This is a genomic window from Clostridium sp. (assembly GCF_036639235.1).
Lineage (GTDB): Bacteria > Bacillota > Clostridia > Clostridiales > Caloramatoraceae > Clostridium_AB.
The window spans coordinates 13,380-32,175 of the sequence record NZ_JAVWJB010000007.1; the positions used below are offsets into that span (position 1 = coordinate 13,380).

17 protein-coding genes are annotated in these 18,796 nt (G+C 31.7%); 3 read left to right on the forward strand and 14 right to left on the reverse strand.

Going from position 1 to position 18,796, the window contains the following annotated elements; all coding sequences use genetic code 11:
* Nucleotides 1–220: 220 nt before the first annotated feature.
* Complete coding sequence (locus RR539_RS03290; RefSeq protein ID WP_332483417.1) at nucleotides 221–1,444, forward strand: dicarboxylate/amino acid:cation symporter; 1,224 nt, start codon at nucleotides 221–223, stop codon at nucleotides 1,442–1,444.
* A 113-nt stretch (nucleotides 1,445–1,557) separates the two neighbouring features.
* Complete coding sequence (locus RR539_RS03295; protein WP_332500218.1) at nucleotides 1,558–2,256, forward strand: hypothetical protein; 699 nt, start codon at nucleotides 1,558–1,560, stop codon at nucleotides 2,254–2,256.
* Between the two features lie 55 nt (nucleotides 2,257–2,311).
* Here the strand turns inward: RR539_RS03295 and lexA are convergent, their stop codons facing one another.
* On the reverse strand, nucleotides 2,312–2,926 hold the full coding sequence (gene lexA / locus RR539_RS03300; RefSeq protein ID WP_332483419.1) for a transcriptional repressor LexA: 615 nt from the start codon (nucleotides 2,924–2,926) through the stop codon (nucleotides 2,312–2,314).
* 364 nt (nucleotides 2,927–3,290) lie between these two features.
* Here lexA and RR539_RS03305 point away from each other — a divergent pair, with 364 nt between their 5' ends.
* Nucleotides 3,291–3,590, forward strand: coding sequence for a hypothetical protein (locus RR539_RS03305; RefSeq protein ID WP_332483420.1), 300 nt, complete (start codon nucleotides 3,291–3,293; stop codon nucleotides 3,588–3,590).
* Nucleotides 3,591–3,647: 57 nt separating this feature from the next.
* Here the strand turns inward: RR539_RS03305 and RR539_RS03310 are convergent, their stop codons facing one another.
* From RR539_RS03310 to RR539_RS03370, 13 genes are all read right to left on the reverse strand, one after another.
* Nucleotides 3,648–4,637, reverse strand: coding sequence for a tyrosine recombinase XerC (locus RR539_RS03310; RefSeq protein WP_332483421.1), 990 nt, complete (start codon nucleotides 4,635–4,637; stop codon nucleotides 3,648–3,650).
* Between the two features lie 457 nt (nucleotides 4,638–5,094).
* Entirely contained in the window at nucleotides 5,095–5,892 is a 798-nt protein-coding gene (gene proC / locus RR539_RS03315) for a pyrroline-5-carboxylate reductase (RefSeq protein ID WP_332483422.1), read from the reverse strand.
* A 333-nt stretch (nucleotides 5,893–6,225) separates the two neighbouring features.
* Nucleotides 6,226–7,653 (reverse strand): adenylosuccinate lyase, encoded by a 1,428-nt coding sequence (gene purB, locus RR539_RS03320; RefSeq protein WP_332483423.1) that lies wholly within the window; start codon nucleotides 7,651–7,653, stop codon nucleotides 6,226–6,228.
* A gap of 60 nt (nucleotides 7,654–7,713) precedes the next feature.
* Nucleotides 7,714–8,898 carry a pyridoxal phosphate-dependent aminotransferase gene (locus tag RR539_RS03325; protein ID WP_332483424.1) on the reverse strand — a complete coding sequence of 395 codons (1,185 nt, stop codon included), beginning with the start codon at nucleotides 8,896–8,898 and terminating at the stop codon, nucleotides 7,714–7,716.
* 23 nt (nucleotides 8,899–8,921) lie between these two features.
* Nucleotides 8,922–9,290, reverse strand: a complete 369-nt coding sequence (locus RR539_RS03330; protein ID WP_332483425.1) for a PadR family transcriptional regulator — start codon at nucleotides 9,288–9,290, stop codon at nucleotides 8,922–8,924.
* A 2-nt stretch (nucleotides 9,291–9,292) separates the two neighbouring features.
* Entirely contained in the window at nucleotides 9,293–10,132 is an 840-nt protein-coding gene (locus RR539_RS03335) for a PHP domain-containing protein (protein WP_332483426.1), read from the reverse strand.
* Between the two features lie 164 nt (nucleotides 10,133–10,296).
* The gene (locus tag RR539_RS03340; protein WP_332483427.1) at nucleotides 10,297–10,557 is read right to left on the reverse strand and encodes a stage V sporulation protein S; all 261 of its coding nucleotides are present in this window, start codon (nucleotides 10,555–10,557) and stop codon (nucleotides 10,297–10,299) included.
* Nucleotides 10,558–10,683: 126 nt separating this feature from the next.
* Nucleotides 10,684–12,201, reverse strand: a complete 1,518-nt coding sequence (gene rny / locus RR539_RS03345) for a ribonuclease Y (protein WP_332483438.1) — start codon at nucleotides 12,199–12,201, stop codon at nucleotides 10,684–10,686.
* 337 nt (nucleotides 12,202–12,538) lie between these two features.
* Entirely contained in the window at nucleotides 12,539–13,138 is a 600-nt protein-coding gene (locus tag RR539_RS03350) for a regulatory protein RecX (protein ID WP_332483428.1), read from the reverse strand.
* A 54-nt stretch (nucleotides 13,139–13,192) separates the two neighbouring features.
* Nucleotides 13,193–14,233: a recombinase RecA gene (recA, locus tag RR539_RS03355; protein WP_332473931.1), complete on the reverse strand. Its 1,041-nt coding sequence runs from the start codon at nucleotides 14,231–14,233 to the stop codon at nucleotides 13,193–13,195.
* 172 nt (nucleotides 14,234–14,405) lie between these two features.
* Nucleotides 14,406–14,924 carry a CDP-diacylglycerol--glycerol-3-phosphate 3-phosphatidyltransferase gene (pgsA, locus tag RR539_RS03360; protein WP_332473932.1) on the reverse strand — a complete coding sequence of 173 codons (519 nt, stop codon included), beginning with the start codon at nucleotides 14,922–14,924 and terminating at the stop codon, nucleotides 14,406–14,408.
* On the reverse strand, nucleotides 14,908–16,248 hold the full coding sequence (rimO, locus tag RR539_RS03365) for a 30S ribosomal protein S12 methylthiotransferase RimO (RefSeq protein ID WP_332473933.1): 1,341 nt from the start codon (nucleotides 16,246–16,248) through the stop codon (nucleotides 14,908–14,910). The genes pgsA and rimO overlap by 17 nt, the downstream gene beginning before the upstream one ends.
* A gap of 172 nt (nucleotides 16,249–16,420) precedes the next feature.
* The gene (locus RR539_RS03370) at nucleotides 16,421–18,712 is read right to left on the reverse strand and encodes an FtsK/SpoIIIE family DNA translocase (protein WP_332473934.1); all 2,292 of its coding nucleotides are present in this window, start codon (nucleotides 18,710–18,712) and stop codon (nucleotides 16,421–16,423) included.
* Between the last annotated feature and the right edge of the window lie 84 nt (nucleotides 18,713–18,796).

The window sequence follows — 18,796 nt, forward strand, 5'->3', positions numbered from 1 at the left end:
TAATTTTTTACTATCGTTTATTTTTTTTAGAATTTTGGATAACCTATATATAGTTAAGTAATTATATATTTCTTAAAAGTAATAATATGGTTTGAACATTGTCGAATTATGTAGTAAAATGTTCGAGTGGCCAATAATAATTGTATACATGGGTTCTAAAATATATGTGTATGTTCAAATACACATTTAAATAACTAGATTAGGTTTAGGAGGTACACAAATGAAGAAAATGAGTTTTTCAGCTAGAATTTTCACAGGACTTATTCTTGGTGTTGTTCTAGGGTTAGTAATTAATACATTCCACTTCGATGGATTTTTAAGAAGTGTTATATCACCAATAGGAGCCATATTCCTTAACTTAATGAAGATGGTTATAGTTCCACTGATTCTTGCTACACTAATTAATAGTATTACAGGTGTAGGGGATATGAATAGACTTGGATTCCTTGGACGAAAGGCTCTTACATACTATATAGGGTCAACGTTAATAGCAGCTTCTATAGCTATTACACTTGCTATGCTTATTAAGCCAGGTGTTGGTATTAATATGCCTATACCACAGGGGCAAGTTACTGAGGCATCATCTATTGCTAAACTTATAGTAGACATAGTCCCATCTAACCCTATTAAGGCACTAGCTGAAGGTAATACACTTCAAATTATTGTTTTTGGTGCTTTCATAGGAATAGCTATTAATATAATAGGTACTAAGGTAGATAACGTAAAGCAGCTATTTGTTTCATTTGCAGAAATCATGTATAGAATAGTTGGTATTATAATGAGGGTTGCACCTATTGCTGTTTTTGCATTAATTACAGAAGTAGTAGCAACTAATGGGTCTGCTATCATTTTTACACTATTTAAACTTGTAATGGTAATACTACTTGGATGTTTAATTCAGGTAATAGTAGTATTCTCAATAGCAATTAGAACCGTTGGAAAGATGAGTCCTGTTAAGTTCTTTAAAGAGATACTTCCAGCACAGATTTTTTCTTTCTCAACTGCAAGTAGTGCAGCAACACTTCCAATTTCAATGAAGTGTATTCAAGAGGGAATTGGTATAAGTAAGACAGTTTCTAACTTTGTACTTAATTTAGGTTCAACAGTTAATATGAACGGAGGAGCAATATATCAAGCAACTTGTGCTATTTTTATATCACAAATTTATGGTGTAGAGTTAAGCTTTCCACAGCTTATAATAGTTATGATTACAGCAGGTCTTGCATCAATTGGTGCAGCAGCAATACCTGGTACTGTTATTGTTATGATGACAATGGTTCTATCAGCTGTAGGTCTTCCACTAGAAGCTATAGCATTAATTGCAGGTGTAGATAGAATTTTAGATATGATAACAACACCAGTTAATGTTACAGGAGATCTTGTTGCATGTGTAGTTGTTTCAGCTCAAGAGAAGAAAAAGAACCTTAAAAATGAAATTAAATAAATTTTTCCAATAGTTCCAGTGCAAACTGGGACTTTTTCTATATATTATTCATATTTATGTACGATAACCAATATTAGATAGTATGATAATATTTAGATAAGGTTGTGGGAAAAATGAATGATGAGCAAATAAGAGCTATAAAACAGATCACTTCAAAGAATCAAGAGTTTTTAGATACTATTGAAGAGTACTATAATAGCATAAAAAACTATTATAAAGACTATGAAATATTAATTAAGGAATTCCAACAGGAAATGGAGAAAATGGAGCAGGCGAGTTCAAGAGAATATATAGAACCGTACTGTAATGCATACTATCTAGAAAATAATGAATTTGCACCTTCAGTTGGAAAATGTATTAAGGACAGTGTATACATGACCTTAAATGAAGGATGGGGGTACTTAAAAGAACAATATCTTGAAACAATAAGACTTAGATACTACAACATCTTTTTAGAACTTGAAAAGATAGTTTTAGACAATAGTTATAAATTTCTTGATATATATAAGCAAATATATGCCTATAATAAGGTATGTAAGTATTTTGATGAAGTAGATGAACTATATATAAACCTTTTAAATCATGTTAATCTTGAATACAAGATATTAGATGATAGTATAGAGTACACGGTTAATAAGCTCCGCGCAGGGCATAAAAGCATTAAAAAGTTTACACTTCCAGTTCATACAGAGCTTAAATTACAATATGAACCAATATTTATTCAAATGAGAATGCATATAGAGTCACTTCAAGCTATAAGGGACTTTTTAATTAATATTGTATGTATGTTACCTTTTGCAAATAAAAAATAACAACCAGCTTATGCTGGTTGTTTTTTGTAGGAAAACTTATATATTGTAGATCTTATTAATTCATGGTTCTAAAAAGTCCAATTGCCTTACCTAAAATAGCACAGTCTTTAACTATAATGTTATCCATAGCTGAGTTCTCAGGCTTTAATACAATATGATCCTTTTCTTTGTAGAAGCGCTTAACTGTTGCACTATCTTCAATTAAAGCAACAACAATTTCTCCGTTATTAGCAGTAGAAGTGGACTCAACAATTAAAAGGTCCCCATCATTAATACCAGCTTCTATCATACTAGAGCCTTTAACTTGAAGCATGAAGGTTTGCTTATTGCTCTTAATATACTCCATAGGTAATGGGAATGTATCTACTATATTCTCAACAGCAAGAATAGGTTCACCAGCAGCAACTTCGCCAACTATAGGAACATGTACCATTTCTTTACGAAGCCTTGCATCTTCAACAATTTCAAGTGCACGAGTCTTTACAGGGTCTTTACGAACAACACCCTTTTTCTCAAGGGAATGTATAACTCCATGAGCAGAAGATGTACTCTTAAATCCGCAGGCAGCACAGATCTCTCTAACTGAAGGTGGGTAACCCCTATCCTGTATTGAATCTCTTATATAATCTAGAACTATTTGTTCCTTTTCGCTTAGACCTACATTAGACATAGAAGATCTCCTTTCTTTATTTTAAACTATGTACATTCAATTATTTAAGTAATTATATCATAGATATAATTCTAAATCAAAACTTACGTTCTTTTTTAGTGTAGTATAAATAGTTTAGAAAAAGTATTTACACACACATTTTCAAAGTATAGCAATGACCAATCAGTATGTTTTATTAGAATATTAATAATATTCAAATATTATTAATATATTTCTAATAATTTTAATATTGTGAATAATATTTACATAATAAATATTATGTAAATTAATAAAATAAATATTATTTGGAAAAATAAAACTAGTAGACAATATACTTAACCTTTATTAAAATAGATGTATTGATTATTTAAGGGGAGTGTGTACTATGGAATTTAATAATGAGTTAGATATTTGCGACTTAGATCCATCTAAAATCTGTGATAGCTGCGAAAAATGTCTTGGAATAGACACTAAAGACTATAGAGAAATTAGAATTGATGGGGTTGTAGATGAAGATACAGCAAGCCTTAACGAGTTTGATGAGTATAATATTTTTAACCTTGAAGAAGTGGAAGAAGAAGATACTGATGCAACAAATGAATATGAATTTATAGAGGATATTGAGGAAATTCGCGATATACTTTACGAGGAAAATGAAGAAAATTCAAATAACCAGGATGCTTAATTTGGCATACCTGGTTATTTTTATGCTATGTAGTTTACATAATATATATTAAGTAAACTACTTTTTTTCTATATTTATATTAAGATTAGCTAGTGGATTAGATTTAACTGCTGTACGTAATTGATCATCGTCAATATGGGTATATATTTGGGTTGTAGCAACACTTTCGTGACCAAGTATCTGTTGAAGCGCCCGTATATCAACCCCTCCATGTTTATACATAAGAGTTGCAGCAGTATGGCGAAGCTTATGTGGCGTATATTTATTTGAATCAAGTCCTGCGTACTCAGCATATTTTTTAACTAATAGTTCCACTGTTCTTTTGTTAATTCTCTTTCTTTGCTCACTTAAAAAAAGAGCATCCTCAAAGCCTGGAAGTGGCTTTAAACGTATAGATAGATATGCTGAAATCGAGTTTAGACATATAGGGGATAGGTATACTGTACGTTCCTTATTACCCTTTCCAATTACCGTAAGTATATCACCTTTTATGCTGCTAATATTAATACCTACAAGCTCTGAAAGTCTTAAACCGCAGTTTAGAAATAGGGCTAAAATGCAAAAGTCACGTTCCTTATTTCTACCTACAACAGTACCAAAAACAGATTCAAGTAGGTCCTTACTTTCATCTAAAGTAAGATAAATTGGATGTCTTTTCACACTTTTGGGAGACTCTAAATCCTTAGCAGGATTGTCTACTATAAGCCTTCTTTTGTTTTCTAAATAATTAAAGAACCCCCTAATAGAAGCTGTTTTTCTAGCTCTTGCAGCAGCAGAATTATGACGGGTATTATTAACATACCCTATAAAGGAGTATATGTCTGATAATGTAATGCTTTTTATAAAGTTATCATCAACATTTTTTACACACACATTTTCAAGTGGAGTTTCTAGAGAATTTCTAAATTTATATACATACTTAATAAAAAGTCTTAAATCGGTTTTATAACCTTCAACAGTATTTGGAGACTTACCTTTAATAGTAGACAAATATCCTAAATACTCATTAAGTATATATGGAATTTCATTTGGATCATTGTTTTCCATGAAAATTATCCCTCCTTCATAGTAATTTTACCAAACATTTCGCTAAATATCAATTTAGCGAAATGTTTTATAGGCTTTTTAACGAATATATTTATGTTTTAATGTATTTGTATGTATAATAGGTAAATATAGAATACACCTTAAATATAAGCTTTTTACTTACATTAAGGTGTAATTACTCAATACATTATATCAACTTAAATAATATTAAGGTTTATATGTTTTTAAAGGTTAATATTATAAGGTTAATTAAAAAATAATAACCAATGCTTCAATAGATTCTGGGAAATATTTTAGAAAATTCTGTTATGATTATTTCCCAAAATCAATTACTTTTTCTTATTATTACGCACGTTGTCTTTACCTATGTTTTTAACAAGTAATAATAATCCCAAAAGAAATAATACTATAAATATTAAAAAGAAAATAAACCTTACAATCATATAAATTACCGTCCTTATCTTATGTTAGAAATATCAAGATTTTTCTTGTATGTATTAATAACACCTTCTATTACAGCGGATCTGAATCCTTTTTCCTCTAAGGTTCTTACCCCTTCAATAGTAGTCCCACCAGGTGAACACACCATATCCTTTAGGGTTCCTGGGTGCATAGAAGTATCTCTACAAAGCTTACCACTACCAAGTACTGTTTGAGAAGCTATTAAATATGCTTCAGACCTAGGGATTCCTAGTAGTACAGCTGCATCTGCAAGTGATTCTATCATCATAGAAACAAAGGCTGGGCCACTTCCTGAAATAGCGGAATAAGCATTAATAGTATCCTCTTTTTCCACTACACTACATCTACCAAAGCTATTAAGAATACTTAGGGTAAACTCCTTTTCTTCTGAGCTTATACATTCATTGAAGTAAACAGCGGTAAATCCTTCTGTACAAAGGGCTGGAGTGTTAGGCATAGTTCTAACAATTTTACATTTACCTAGTATATTTTCTACATTTTCAACCCTATATCCTGCTGCAATTGTGATAATTACTGTGTCTGGTGTTATATAATTTTTAATCTCTTCAAGTACTATATCGTACACATTAGGTTTAACTCCAATAATTATGTATTTACAGCTCTTTGCAACCTCTATTGCCGAGTCCTTAATTATAATATTTGTACCATTAAATCTATCTTTTGTAGATGGATTTTTATCAAAAATATGTATAGATTCTTGGGAAATATTATTGTTTATCATACCTTGAATCATGGAAAAACCCATATTTCCCGCCCCAATAAAGCCTATCATAGTAAAACCTCCTAAAGTCTATTTATATTAATTATAGTATATTAAATGAAATTTACATAGTATTAATTGACCTTTTATAGGTATAATATACAATTAACCTTAAAAATTGGGATAATACTCCAAACATTTTTCTACTTTCATATGATAATGATAATCATAAAATAAGAATAATAATTTATATATTATAGTTTAATTTTGTAGAATAATATTAAAATTATAAATATTTTGTAAAATCAAATTAATAAGTCATATTAATTTTTTCAAAAAGTGTGTGAAACATAGAAAAAAGGTGTAGCAGAGAATATTATAAGATTTCCCTTCTACACCTAGTATTTAAACCTCTATATTTACATTTATTTCAACATCGTTAGAATTTATAATAGGGTTAATGCATTCTTCAATAAATCTTTCTACCTGATAAGGCGAAAGTCCTATATAACTTTCAGGCTTTAGAACTTCAAGCAACTCACTCTTAGTTAAATTAAATTCCTTATCCATACATATCCTATCGATTAAATCATTCTCAAGACCATCAACTTTAACTACCTTAGCAGCTTCCATAGAATGGATTCTTATTTTTTCGTGAAGATACTGTCTATCACCCCCTTTTTTAACTGCATGCATTAATATGTCCTCGGTAGCCATAAAGGGAATTTCTTTCATTATATGATCTAAAATAACTTTTTCGTAAACAACTAGTGATGAGGATACATTTATATATAGATTTAGTATTCCATCAAGTGTTAAAAAGCTTTCAGAGGTTGAAATTCTCTTGTTAGCAGAATCATCAAGAGTTCTCTCAAACCACTGGGTAGAAGCAGTTATAGCAGGATTAAGGGTATTAACTATAACAAGTCTTGAAAGTGCACCTATTCTCTCACATCTCATTGGATTTCTCTTATATGCCATAGCAGATGATCCTATTTGATTTTTCTCAAATGGCTCTTCTACTTCCTTAAGGCTTTGAAGAAGTCTAATGTCATTGCTAAACTTATATGCACTTTGAGCAATACTACTTAATGCAGACAATACGTTGTAATCCTGTTTTCTAGGGTATGTTTGACCTGTAACTCTAAAGTACTTATCTTTAAAGCCCATTTCTTCGCATATAATACTGTCAAGTTCCATAACCTTGTTAATATCTCCATCAAAAAGTGTAAGAAAACTTGCCTGGGTTCCTGTTGTTCCTTTTACTCCAAGCATCTTTAGATTATCTATAGTAAAGCATAAAGTTTCATAATCAATTAGAAGGTCCTGAAGCCAAAGTGTTGCCCTTTTACCTACTGTGGTTAGCTGGGCAGCTTGAAAGTGTGTAAAGCCAAGTGTAGGCAGTGATTTATATTTAAGTGCAAAGTGGGAAAGGTTCTTCATTACTTGAACTAGCTTGTTCTTAATGATTATTAAAGCTTCCTTCATAGCTATAACTTCTGCATTATCACCTACATAGCAGCTTGTAGCTCCAAGATGGATAATTCCTGCTGCACTAGGGCATTCAAGAGAATATGCATATACATGGGACATAACATCATGTCTTGTTTCTTTTTCTCTTTGCTTTGCAGCTTCAAAATTAATATTACTTATATTATCTTCTAGTTCTTTAATTTGTTCTGGAGTAATATTAAGACCTAGCCTTGCTTCTGCCTTAGCAAGTGCAGTCCACAGCTTTCTCCAGTTAATAATTTTATATTCTTCTGAAAATATGTAAGACATTTCAGGGCTTGAATACCTTGATATTAATGGGCTTTCATATCTATTGTACATAAAAATCTCCCTTCAAATAGAAATAAAAAAAGGCAGTGAAAGTTCACTACCTTTAGTATTCTATTTTATAAAGTTTTCTATTCTATTAAGGCCTTCTTTTATGTTATCCATTGATGTTGCATATGAAAGTCTAATATAATCATCACTACCAAATCCAGCTCCTGGAATGGCTGCTACCTTAGCACCGTCAAGTAATGCATCACAGAAATCAACAGATGTTTTGATTTCAACGCCATTAATTACTCTTCCCTTAATTCCAGTAATATTAATCATAACGTAGAATGCACCCTTTGGCTTTCTACATGATAATCCTTCAATTGAATTAACCTTATCTACCATAAAGTCTCTTCTCTTTTCGAATTCACCCTTCATTCTATTAACTTCATCTTGGCTACCTGAAATAGCCTCAACACTAGCATACTGTGCAATTGAATTAGGGTTTGATGTTGCATGTGATTGGAAGTTAGACATTATCTTTGCTATGGTACTATTACAAGCAGTATAGCCAATTCTCCAACCAGTCATAGCATAGGATTTTGATACCCCATTTACAACAATAGTTCTATCCTTAATTTCATCTGATAATGATGCAATGCTTACATGTACTACATCTTCATATACTAGCTTTTCGTATATTTCATCTGATATTACAATTATATCATTTTCAATAGCAAGTGCAGCAATTTCTTGAAGCTCTTCAAGTGAATATACTGAACCTGTAGGGTTGTTTGGACTATTAAGTATAATAGCCTTAGTTTTAGATGTAATAGACTTCTTTAAGTCTTCTATTTTGTACTTAAATTCATTTTCTTCTGGTGTTTCAATATATACTGGTACTGCACCAACAAGCTTTACAAGCTCAGGATAGCTTACCCAGTAAGGAACAGGGATAATTACTTCATCACCTTCATTACATATTGCAAATAATGCATTATACAGTGAGTGTTTAGCTCCATTTGAAACAACTATTTCATCCTCTTTGTATGATAAGTTGTTGTCCTCTTTTAGCTTTTGGCAAATTGCTGCTTTAAGCTCCCCTATACCTGATGCAGGTGTATATCTTGTTAATCCTGAATCAAGTGCCTTTTGAGCCGCATCTATTATATTAGGTGGTGTATTAAAGTCAGGTTCCCCCGCACCAAAACTTACAATATCAACACCTTCAGATTTTAACTTCTTAGCCTTTGCTGTTATTGCTAGAGTTACAGATGCAGATATATCTTTTGCTCTTCTTGATAGTTCCATAATAAAGCCAAACCTCCATAAAATTATTTATATATTATATTTAATGTGTTCTGTATTATTGTAAGAGACTCTTCAAGCTGTGGCTTATATATTAACTTAAGCTTTTCGTAATGCTTTTGTCCATTTTCTGTAATCTTATAAAGCCTCTTAGTCTTCTTATCTGGTTCTAGCCACCAACCCTCTATTAAAATATCTTCTTCCATATTTCTAAGAAGGGGGTACATCATACCAGGACTCGGTTTCCATTGATAGTTCAAACTTTCTTCTATATTATCTATAAGTTCATTACCGTAGCATGATTTTTTAGATAAAAAGTGCAATGTAAAAAGCTTAACTAAGGTTGTTGTATTAACCTTATTAGGAAGAGGCCTATTTCTATCTCTACCTGTCATAATTATCTCCTTAAATTAAGTTTTTTAAAGTCTACTAAGGAAATTCCTTTAGTACCTATAATAAACTGTCCCTTATCGTCTGTTGATTCGTGACAGTCACTTCCACCTGTTACTACTAAATTATTCTTAATTGCTATGTTAAGTAGTATGCCCTCTTGAACTTTACTGTGAAGAGTATGATAAACCTCGATGCCTTCAATTCCCCATGAAATCATATCTTTGATCATTGTAGTAACTGATTCATTAGATAATCCTGTTTTACATACATAAGGGTGTGCAAGTATTGGAATTCCACCTGATTTTTTAATAAGCTCAATACCATCCTTTGGATGAAGTTTGAATCTATCAATACAAGCTGGTTTACCATTACCAAGTAACTTTTCAAATACAGCATATGTATCTTTAAAGTAACCCTTTTTAACTAAACATCTTGCAATATGTGGTCTTCCAAATGAAGCATTTTCTTTAACCTCTTCCATAACATCTTCAATAGATATATTATAGTTCATTTCATTAAGGCGGTGAACCATTTTCTCTCCTCTGGTTAGACGAAATAGCTTAATTTCATCTAATGTTTTGTTAAGTTCTATATTATCATAGTCTAGAAAATACCCTAAAATATGAATCTCGGCTTTATTATAAATAGTACTTAACTCAATTCCTGGAATAATATTCAGTTCATTTTCCTTTGAGAAAGCAGGATCTTTAAAAGCTGCAACTGTGTCATGATCAGTTATTGCAATTCCTGTAAGATTATTAAGTTTTGCTATATTAATTATTTCACCAACACTTAAAACACCGTCTGAATAAGTAGAGTGAATGTGTAAATCATAATTTGGCATATTATCACCCTCTTTATATATTTAAAACACATAGTATAATCATATACTAATTTTAAGTGCTAACATTCCCACTATATTCTATTTTCATCCATGAATCCTAGTATGTCAATATGAACTTTTATTTTTTATTAAAAAAGAGAAGGATAAACCTTCTCTTTTTAAAACTATCTCTCTGCAACAATAAACTTGATACCAGTTTTTTGTTCATTATCAATTATTATTTCAGTAAATGCAGGAATACATACTAAGTTACTTCCCGTAGGTGCTAAAAACCCCCTAGCAATTGCAATAGCCTTAACTGCTTGATTAATAGCAGCAGCTCCTATTGCCTGTACTTCAGCGCTGCCTTGTTCACGTATTGAGGCTGCTAATGCTCCTGCGACTGAGTTTGGATTTGACTTTGATGATACCTTTAAAATTTCCATGTATATTACCTCCTAGTTTATAAAAATACTGCCACCTAGAAGATATTCGACATAATATAACTTTTTCCTTCTTTTTATTATAAAAAATGGCAAATATAAAAACGGGACATAAGTCCCGTTTGTTATCTATTTTGCGTATTCAATTGCCCTAACTTCTCTAATTAGGTTAACCTTGATTTGTCCTGGATATTCAAGTTCACTTTCGATTCTCTTTACAATATCTCTTGCCATTTGCATAGTTTCAAGATCAGTTATCTGTTCTGGCTTAACCATTATTCTAACTTCACGTCCTGCTTGTATAGCATAAGACTTTTCAACACCGTCAAATGAATCGGCAATTTCTTCAAGCTTTTGTAATCTCTTTATATATGCTTCAAGAGTTTCTCTTCTCGCACCAGGTCTAGCTGCGGAAATAGCGTCAGCTGCTTGAACTAGAACAGCTTCGATTGTTTGAGGTTCAACATCAGCATGATGTGCAGCAATTGCATGAACTATTGTAGATGACTCACCAAACTTCTTAGCAAGATCACTTCCAATAAGTGCGTGTGGTCCTTCCACCTCATGATCAACAGCTTTACCAATATCATGTAATAATCCAGCTCTTTTAGCTAGAGTAACGTCAGCTCCAATTTCAGCTGCCATAAGACCTGCTAAATTAGATACTTCGATTGAGTGCTTAAGAACATTTTGTCCGTAACTTGTTCTATACTTAAGTCTTCCAAGTAGTCTTATAAGTTCTGAATGAAGTCCGTGAACACCAGTTTCAAAGGTTGCTTGTTCACCTTGTTCTCTGATTTCGTTTTCTACTTCTTTTCTTGCCTTTTCAACCATTTCTTCAATTCTAGCAGGATGTATTCTTCCATCAGTGATAAGCTTTTCTAGAGCAATTCTAGCCACTTCTCTTCTAATAGGATCGAATCCTGATAGAATTACTGCTTCAGGAGTATCATCTATAATAAGATCTATTCCTGTTAAAGTCTCAAGTGTACGAATATTTCTTCCTTCACGACCAATGATTCTTCCCTTCATCTCGTCGTTTGGAAGTGCTACTACAGATACTGTAGTTTCAGCTACGTGATCAGCAGCACATCTTTGAATAGCACAAGTAATAACTTCACGTGCCTTCTTATCTGCTTCCTCACGGGCCTTTGATTCAATATCTTTAATCATAATAGCTACTTCGTGTCTTACTTCTTTCTCAACGTTACTTAAAAGTATTTGTTTTGCCTCATCAACAGTTAATCCAGCAAGTTTCTCTAGTTCTTCTACTTGCTTTTTGTATACACCATTAACTTCTTCTTGAAGCTTCTGTACATCTAACTGTTTCTTTGATAAATTTTCTTCTCTTTGTTCTAGTGATTCAACTTTCTTATCAAGAGTTTCCTCACGTTGAATTAATCTTCGTTCCATTCTTTGAAGTTCGTTTCTTCTTTCACGAACTTCTTTTTCGTATTCGACTCTAAGTTTATGAACTTCTTCCTTGGCTTCAATTATAGCTTCCTTCTTTTTAGAATCAGCTTCTTTCTCAGCATCAGTAACCATTCTCTTTGCAGTTGCTTCTGCATTGTTAAGCTTACCTTCAGCGATATTCTTTCTGATTATGTATCCAATAATAAGGCCTATAATAACTCCACCAGATATCATTAACCAAGTTGCTGCATTAGGAATAAAAAACACCTCCCTTAATTGAGCAGAAAATACCTGGGCTCTAGAAACTCGTCTCTTATTCTTTAGAAGCATAAAATAATGAATTTAATCATAATTAAACCATTATTTGTATTTATTTTATTATAGTTTTAATCTTATGTCAAGTTTACAAATATTCTATTAACTAATTCAAAATCTTTAAAAGCCTAGATATATCAATTGATTTAAAATTTGTAAGAATTTTCTTTTTATTGTTATTTTCTATTTTAAAATAAAGAATATGTATGTAGTTAATAGTGAAACTTTATTCAGTATTAAACTAATTTTTACATTTCTAAATGTTTTTAATTAGATTTAGAATAATAGAACTTGAAAATCCCCTTGAACACAAATATCTATATATTTTTTCCTTTTTCTTCGGATCATTTTCTAGGGTCTTAAGTTTTTTTTCTAATAGAGACTTAGCTGAATTATATTCTATCTCTTCATCAAAGTCTAAGTTATCAATAATGTTTTTTGAAATACCTTTTTGTTTAAGTGAATATATAATCTTATTCTTCCCTTGTTTTTTATATTTTTCAAGATATGTAGTTTGATTTTTTGCATATTTTTCGTCATTAATAAAGTTATAGTTATGAAGTTTTTCAATAACATATTCAATAACATCATCACTATACCCTTTTTTAGAAAGCTTATTTTTTACTTCTTTAGAAGTAACATCTCGATAGCTAACTATATCAAGTGCCTTATTGTAGGCTTCAATCTTAGATTCTTCCGTAATTATACTAAATAGCTCAGATGGATTAATATCCATCTCTGCTTTAAGCTTATTCTTTACAATTATATCAATTGAAACCTTTAATTTATTTCCATCTTCCATTTCAAGTATATATTTGTCGGTCCACTTATCCTTATTAATAGATAATATAATCATAATTACTCCTTAAAACAAAATTAAGCATTCAAAATGAATGCTTAATTAAAAATATTACTTAGTTTCTGATTTAACATCTATTGTAGCTGCTACCTGTTGATCTGAAACTGGTAGGTTATGCTTTTGTCTAATCTTAGTATCTATTTCAATTGCAATAGCTGGATTTTCCTTAAGGAATACCTTAGCATTTTCTCTACCTTGACCAATCTTCTGGTCATTATATGAGAACCATGCACCGCTTTTTTGAATTATTTCATTAGCTACACCAGCATCAAGAATTCCACCTACTCTTGAAATACCTTCACCATACATAATATCAAATTCTGCTATTTTAAATGGAGGTGCTACCTTGTTTTTAACTATCTTAACTCTTGTTCTATTACCAACAATTTCGTCACTTTGCTTAATAGAATCAATTCTTCTAACATCAAGTCTTACTGATGAGTAGAACTTAAGCGCACGTCCTCCAGTAGTAGTTTCAGGGTTACCAAACATAACTCCAACCTTCTCACGAAGCTGATTAATAAATATAGCAACACAGTTTGACTTATTAATAGCACCAGCAAGCTTTCTAAGAGCTTGTGACATAAGTCTAGCTTGAAGACCAATGTGTGAGTCACCCATCTCTCCTTCAATTTCAGCTTTAGGAACAAGTGCTGCAACTGAGTCAACAACAATAACATCAACTGCTCCACTTCTAACAAGTGCTTCAGCAATCTCTAGAGCTTGCTCTCCAGTATCTGGCTGTGAGACTATAAGATCCTCAGTATTAACTCCAAGGTTTCTTGCATATTGTGGGTCTAGAGCGTGTTCTGCGTCAACAAAGGCTGCTGTTCCACCGTTCTTCTGTGACTCAGCTATAATATGTAGGGCCACAGTTGTCTTACCTGAACTTTCAGGTCCGTATATCTCAACGATTCTTCCCTTAGGTACTCCCCCTATTCCAAGAGCAATATCAAGGTCTAAAGATCCTGTAGAAATAGATTCAAGATTTAGTTTTGAATCCTGTCCAAGTTTCATAATAGAACCTTTACCGAATTGTTTCTCTATCTGTCCAAGGGCAAGTTCAAGTGCTTTTTGTTTTTCTACGTTCATCTAATCAATCCTTCCTATCAACCGAACACTAGTTCTTTTTTTATATTATAATATGTATTACTAGAACTGTCAAAGACTATTTTTAAAATTTTACCAATCTATTTAAAATCATAGCCATATTAAATTTATTTATACATTACCCCCTATTTTTATATAAAATAGGGGGTAACGGTTAACTTTTAGTATTTAGTACTTGCTTATTTTTAATGATATAGTCTACACCAGAAATAACGGTAGTTATTAATGCTATTACAACTAATACATTGTAATAAGGCATATTAACTAGTGAAGCTACCACCGCTACCATTTGGGTAACTGTTTTAAATTTTCCCCATTTGCTAGCTGCAATAACTATACCGTCACTTGCAGCAACAGCACGAAGCCCTGTTATAATAAGTTCTCTTGCTATAATAACCATAACAATCCAACCATCAACCCTATTAAGCTCTACTAGTGATATTAGGGCTGCTATAACCATTAACTTGTCTGCTAGTGGGTCTAAAAACTTTCCGAACTTAGTAACCTGATTTCTACTTCTTGCTATATATCCATCGAGCCAATCCGTAAACGCTGCGAATATAAATATAGATGTAGCAACTAAAGTATGGTATTTAAAGTTACAGTAAATTAAAACTAAGAATAATGGTATTAATATTATTCTAAAAGTTGTAATTTTATTTGCTAGATTCATTATCAACATCTCCTATTAAATCATAAGTATATGCTTTTTCTATTTTTACACTTACAATATCTCCAGGATTAATTTCAATAGATGAATTTACATAAACATTTTGATCTATTGAAGGTGCATCCTGATATGTTCTACCATAATATTGATTATTATCACTTTTTCCTTCAATTAATACCTTCATAACAGTTCCAACAAGCTTCTTGTTGTTTTCAAGAGAGTTAACTGATTGAAGTTGCATAAGTGTATTTTTACGCTTTTCTTTAGTTTCTTCATCAAGTTGATTATCAAGTGTAGCTGCATGTGTTCCATCTTCAGGTGAATAAGTAAATATACCTACTCTATCTAAAAGATTCATCTTAATAAGCTCCTTAAGCTCTTCAAAATCTTCTTGAGTTTCCCCAGGGAACCCAACTATTAATGATGTTCTAACCACAGCATCTGGCATCTTGGTTTTTATTTTGTTAAGAAGAGTTAATATCTCGTTCTTAGAGGTAGTTCTTCTCATTCCCTTTAGAACATTATCACTAATGTGCTGTATTGGAATATCAAAATATCTACAAACCTTTGAACTGTTTGCTATTGTATCTATAAGCTCATCAGTAACATCTTCAGGATAACTATATAGTATACGTACCCATTTAAGATCTTCTATTTTTTCAAGCTCTTTTAGAAGCTCTGGTAACTTTCTTTCTCCATAAATATCCTTACCATACTTTGTTGTATCTTGAGCAACTAATATGATTTCTTTTACGCCCTGCTCTGTTAAATCACGAACTTCCTGAATAATACCATCCATTTGTCTACTTCTAAATCTTCCACGTAGTCTAGGTATTATGCAGTAACTACACTTATTATTACATCCCTCAGCTATCTTTACATATCCATAGTGTGAAGGAGTAGATAAAATTCTTTTCTCGTAGTCAAGATCATAATTAATGCTTCCTGTTGAAACAATTCCACTTTCCCCATTTAGAGTCTTGGTAACTATTTCAGCAATTTGACGATAAGTACCTGTTCCCACAATAGCGTCAATTTCAGGAATTTCACACATAAGATCATCTTTATATCTTTCCGCCATACATCCTGTAACTATTACAGATTTACAACGTCCTGAATCCTTATTTTCAGACATTTCAAGTATAGTATTTATAGATTCCTCCTTAGCAGAATCTATAAACCCACAAGTATTAACAATTATTACATCTGCTGTTTTAGGGTCAGTTACTAACTTGTGTCCTTCTTTTGCTAATATGGAAAGCATTATTTCTGCATCTACTCTATTCTTATCACAGCCTAATGAAACCATACCTATATTATAGCCCATGTCAAATCCTCCTAATGCTTATTTCCTTGGAAATATTCTGTTTTTCCATAAGATAACAAGCTCTTTCTTCTTTTTGCTTAATATTTTAAATACTAACAGTATATGATATTATGCGACAGTACATCTTAATAAATAATATCAAATTTGCGATTTAACTACAACTATTAGAAGTCTATTCATCATAATTTGATAGGTCATCCTTTGAAATAAGCACCTGTCTTGGCTTACTTCCTTCCTGGGGACCTACTATTCCTCGTTGCTCCATTGACTCTATAAGTCTAGATGCTCTGTTAAATCCTATTCTGAGCCTTCTTTGCAGCATAGATGCTGATGCTTGACCATAGTCAACAGCTACTTGAATTGCTTCATTAAGTAGCACGTCATCATCTTCATCTATATGCTTAGATTCAGGCTTAATCTTATCGATTTCTTCAATAGCTTCTTCTGAGTATTCTTCATCTGAGGATTCTTTAAGGAAGTTAACTATATTCTCAACATCCTCTTCAGATATAAATGCACCCTGTACTCTAATTGGCTTATTTTCACCTATCGGAAGAAATAGCATATCCCCTCGTCCAAGAAGTTTTTCTGCACCGCCCATATCAAGGATTGTTCTAGAATCTGTCTGGCTTGATACTGCAAATGATATTCTACTTGGTATATTAGCTTTAATAACCCCTGTAATAACATCCACAGATGGTCTTTGCGTAGCTATAATTAGATGCAGACCTGCTGCTCTAGCCATCTGTGAAAGTCTACAAATTGAGTCTTCAACATCTGATGGAGATGCCATCATAAGATCAGCAAGCTCATCAATTATTATAACTATTTTAGGCATTTTCTTACCTATGCCCTTTGTTTTAACTAAATTATTATATCCATCAATGTTTCTAACACTATTTTCAGCAAATATTTTGTATCTATCATTCATTTCATTTACTGCCCAGTATAAAGCTGATGCAGCTTTTTTAGGATCAGTTACAACAGGAATTAGTAGGTGTGGAATTCCATTATAAATAGAAAGTTCAACAACCTTAGGATCAATCATTATCATTTTTACATCCTCAGGAGATGATTTATAAATAAGACTTGTTATAAGAGTATTTATACAAACACTCTTACCTGATCCTGTAGCACCTGCAATAAGTAAATGAGGCATCTTTCCTATATCAGTTACCATACACTTACCTGTAATATCTTTTCCTAGTGCAAAACTAAGATTTGAACCAAATTCAATAAATTCGTGTGATTCAATTACTTCTCTAAGGGATACCGGTGATACATTTTTGTTTGGAACCTCAATTCCAACTGCTGCCTTACCTGGTATTGGGGCTTCAATTCTAACTGATGAAGTTGCAAGTGACAATGCTAAGTCATCAGAAAGATTAACTATTTTACTAACCTTAACACCAGGACTTGGTTGAAGTTCATATCTTGTAACCGATGGTCCACGCCTAACTTGCATAACTTTTGCATCAACATTAAAACTTTGAAGAGTATCCTCAAGTAATTTAGCATTTTCAAGAAGACTTTTCTTATCATCCTGATTATTAGTTGAATTTATCTCACCAAGTAATTTAATATCAGGAAAAATATATTCCTTTTCTATTATTTCCGTATTAATTGACTCAATAGAATCTATTATTGTTACTGCTGATTCCTTTTCTACTTTAGAAGTTTTAACTTCTTTCTTAGCTGAAACATTTGAATCCATAACAGTATAGAAAGGCTTACTTATATCCTCTTCCTTTTTATCCTTTTCAAATGAATCAAATATTTTAATATCCTCATCAATCGAGGCTGATTTTTCATCTTCATCAATTATAATACTAGATGGCTTATCTTCAGTTTTATTAGGAACTTTTTCCTTAACCTTTTTAGCTGCTTCTGCACCATAATTAAATGTGTTTCTAATCTTATCTATGATTATGTATAAAATATCTACTAATGATACCTCTGTAATTATAATTGTTAAAATAATTCCTATACATATAAGTATTATATATGTTCCAACACTACCAAACATTAAAATTAGTGGAAGAGCTATTAATTCAGATATTATACCTCCCCCCATTTTTTCCATTCCAAGCTGAGCTGAATATGTTAATTTTTCTATAAATCCTACCTGACTTTCCCCTAGGGAATAACCAACATGTATCATTGTAATAATTGTTATTACAAACAAACTTATACATATAAATTTCTTTTCAATTAACATATATCCTTTTTTTAGTATAAATAAAATTGATGTACCTAGCATTACAATAGGTATTAAATAGGAAGTTATACCAAATAAGCTGAATATTAAATCTCTCATCCATACACCAATAAGCCCTGATGGCTTTATATATATACTAAATCCTACTAATATTGAAAATGCAAACAGAAAAAGTCCATATATTTCTGTTTTATATCTTTCCGTAATAGAATCCTTTTGTTTTTTATGTTTATTATTTCTTGGCAAAACAACACCACCCTTAGCTTAATTCTTTAGTCAACTTGAAAACTCCTTTTATAGCTAAATATTTTATAAATAACATAAATAAAA